The 3,244-nt window shown below is 64.5% G+C and carries 3 protein-coding genes; 1 reads left to right on the top strand and 2 read right to left on the bottom strand.

Translation table 11 applies throughout. The features are described 5' to 3' along the window. Positions 1-234: 234 nt before the first annotated feature. The gene (locus tag A9X04_RS19440; RefSeq protein WP_156764429.1) at positions 235-780 is read right to left on the bottom strand and encodes a hypothetical protein; all 546 of its coding nucleotides are present in this window, start codon (positions 778-780) and stop codon (positions 235-237) included. 141 nt (positions 781-921) lie between these two features. Next, positions 922-1,356 (bottom strand): DUF4383 domain-containing protein, encoded by a 435-nt coding sequence (locus A9X04_RS19430; protein ID WP_067923991.1) that lies wholly within the window; start codon positions 1,354-1,356, stop codon positions 922-924. Between the two features lie 192 nt (positions 1,357-1,548). On the opposite strand from A9X04_RS19430, the gene A9X04_RS19425 reads away from it, so the two are divergent. Beyond that, positions 1,549-2,835, top strand: a complete 1,287-nt coding sequence (locus A9X04_RS19425) for a low temperature requirement protein A (RefSeq protein WP_369828976.1) — start codon at positions 1,549-1,551, stop codon at positions 2,833-2,835. Positions 2,836-3,244 lie beyond the last annotated feature (409 nt).

Here is a 3,244-nt window from a genome sequence, read left to right as displayed (position 1 = left end):
GTTGGCCCGACCGTGGGCGTCGGCGAGGGTGCGACCGAGGTGGCGTTGTGGCCGCCGCCCTGCCCGCCGCCACACCCAACCGCCAACGCGACCACACCCGCCCCGAGCACCGAAACAGTGAAACGACTCCTCATTTCGTCTCCTCGCAGAAGGGGCGAAGTCGGTAACTGCTTGATCGAAGCGGTATGAGCAGCGCTGGCGGGGCGATAACGATTGCCGCCCGCTCGAAGTCGCCTACAGGCAGGACCCGGCCGAACTGAGCGGCAGGTCCGCGATGGAGATCGTGGGCTCTTTGATGACCTTGCTTTCGGGATTGGTCACGTCGACATTCAATGCCCTGTTGCCGTCGGACCACCGCCATTCCGTCAAGTTCTCGTTGTGCCACGGAGGGGGGATCAGGGCAGGATCAGGAGCGACGCGGCCATGGCATGGCCGAAGCTTGCCCTTATACCATCCGTTCGGGGATAGGTTCTGGGACAACTGCTTTCCGACGAAGTCCACGGCGACGTCGTAGGGCACCGTGTAGGAGTAGAACTCCTGTGTTATCGGTTGCCCGGCCTTGTCGACATTGTTGAGTGTCTTCGTGAGAACCGATCCGGGTGGCAAATCGATGTCGGCCGCCGCGGAATGCGGACCGGGCGGGACGGTCGTGGTCGGCGTGGTTGACGACGTTGGCGTGGTGGTCTGCGTAGTCGTTGGTGAGCCGGTTGTTTGCGACGGCGGTGGCGGTGCGCGATGGGTGCATGCAGTGTTCGCCAGCACCGCTGTGATGGCGAGCAAGCCCCCAACCTTGCAGGTAATGAGGTATTTCATGTGTCGGAGCTTCGAATATGTGTGACATAGCGGCTAGGGACCTAGGTCACGTGATTATGGCCAGAAGTCCATACGGCCGGCCGTTGCCGCTTCAAGCTCGATGAAACGCTAACGCGCTTTCCGGAGATCGGCGAGCGAGTTTCGCAGCCCGCCGTCCATCCCGATCTGCACTCCCGCCACCGCGACCATCACCGTGGCGGTCACCAAATGCACGATTCCGTCGGTGACGTTGTTGGGAAAGGTAAAGACGAAGGCGACCTGATGCGAGAAAAACGCCCAAATGCCCGGCAGCGCACCGGCTATCGCGGCGAGGAGCAGATATAGCACGGCCCACGACTTGCGCACGGCGAACACCAGGCCCGGAGCGAAGAGGGCGAGACCGGCGACGGCGTGCCAGCCGTTGTAGTCCATTCCGAGCAATTGCACGGTTGGCGCCCCCGGCCCGGTCGCGAAGCTCGGATTCATGATGAAGCCGATCACCGCCTGCGCGACATGAAAAGCGCAAATGATCAGCAGCCCGATCTGGGCGAAACTCCACCTCACGTTGCACCCCCTTGTGCACGGTGGGATAGCCCGAATACTACGCGTGGTAGTAGACCAGGGTCAACGGTGCGGCGCATCGGCCGACCGAGAAATCGGCGTCAGTTCCGCTCCGGCTGACGCTGCGCATGGTGGGCGCTATCGTCGACCGGCGACCGTCGTCGCACCCGTGTGGCCCGTAGGGAGGTGAGAGCCTTGACCGAAGTCGAGTCTCAACGACCTGCCGGCCACTCCCTGGCGCACCACCTGCGCCGGATGACCGGGCGTGATCCGGATGAGCACGCCCGCGTCGCGACGCCACTTGAGCTGTTGTTCGACCTGACCTTCGTCGTCGCCTTCGGGGTGTCCGCCTCCGAGTTCGCCCGCCAGCTCGCCGCCGACCACGTTGGGGCCGGGTTGGTCGGCTTCACGTTCACGACGTTCGCGGTGTGCTGGGCGTGGGTCAACTTCAGTTGGTTCTCGTCGGCGTACGACACCGATGACTGGGGCTATCGCCTGACCACGATGCTGCAGATGGTCGGTGTCGTCGTCCTCACCATGGGCATCCCGCCGATGTACTCCTCGATCGTGCAGGGGCGGCACGTCGACAACCGGGTGCTGGTCGCCGGTTATGTCGTGACGCGAATTGGGATGGTGCTGCAGTGGTTACGTGCGGCGAGGCAGGACCGAGCCCGGCGGCGGGCGTGCCTGACGTACGCGATCACCATCTCTGCCGCACAGTGCGGATGGGTTGCCTCGATCTTTCTGCACATCTCGATTCCGTCGACGATGGCGATCTACGTCGCCCTGATGTTCGTCGAGACGCTGGGGCCGTGGATCGCCGAAAATCGCTGCGGCGGAACCCCCTGGCACGCTGACCACATCGCCGAGCGCTATGGCCTCCTGACGATCATCGCGCTGGGCGAGGGCGTTTTGGGTACCGTCGCATCGCTGACCGCAGTGGTTGCGGTACAAGGCTGGACGGTGGATGCGGTGCTGGTGGCGCTGGCGGGAACCGGCCTGACGTTCGGCATGTGGTGGGTGTATTTCGTGCTTCCGCCCGGAGCGATCCTGCACGCCCACCGGGACCGGGCCCCGGCTTTCGGTTACGGCCACATCGTCATCTTCGGCACGGTCGTCGCCACCGGGGCAGGTCTGAATGCGGCCGCCTACTTCCTCGACCACCGCTCCAAGCTCGACTCGGCGCAGACGGTGCTGGCGGTGGGGGCGCCGGTAGGCCTCTACATCGTCGCGATCTTCGCGTTGTACGCATACCTGGTCCGCGGCCTCGATGTGGTCTTTGCGGCGGTACTGCTGTTCGTGGCGATCCTGCTGGCCGCGGCGGTTCTGCTGGCGTCGTCGGGCATGGCGATGGGGCTATGTCTCCTGGTCGTCACGACGGCGCCGATCGCCGTGGTGATCGGCTTCGAGATCGTCGGCTACCGCTTCGCGGAAAAGGCCGTCGCACGCGCGTTGGCCCGGCCAGCCGACGACGGCGGGTGAGTGGCGAGCGGGACAGTCCCGCCTTCAGTTCCGGCCGGGAAGCGTAGGCCTCTGACCGTGACAACGGGCGGCGACGTTCGATCGTCGGTAACGGGAAGAGCTGCGAAGCCGTGGAGTGTTGCAGGTCCTTCCGAGGATGCCGGCCACGACGATTGCGAACTGGTGACGGCGGCCAGCAAGTTGATGGAAAGTCGATCCATGCTGCCAGCCGGGCTCATATTCTTCGAGCAAACAAGATTGGCTTTCGCCCCTTTTAGCAAGGAGACGAAATGAGGATTCGTTTCATCGTTTCGGCACTCGGGGCTGGAGTGGTCGCGTTGGCGGTTGGGTGTGGTGGTGGTCAGGGGGGCGGCCACGGCACCACGCCGGGGGTGCCCACGGCGACGTCTACAGTGGCGCCCACCCTGGC

The organism is Mycobacterium sp. E3247 (genome assembly GCF_001667785.1).
Taxonomy (GTDB): domain Bacteria; phylum Actinomycetota; class Actinomycetes; order Mycobacteriales; family Mycobacteriaceae; genus Mycobacterium.
Note: the sequence above shows the minus strand (reverse complement) of the source record. Positions and strands in the feature narration are given on the sequence as shown.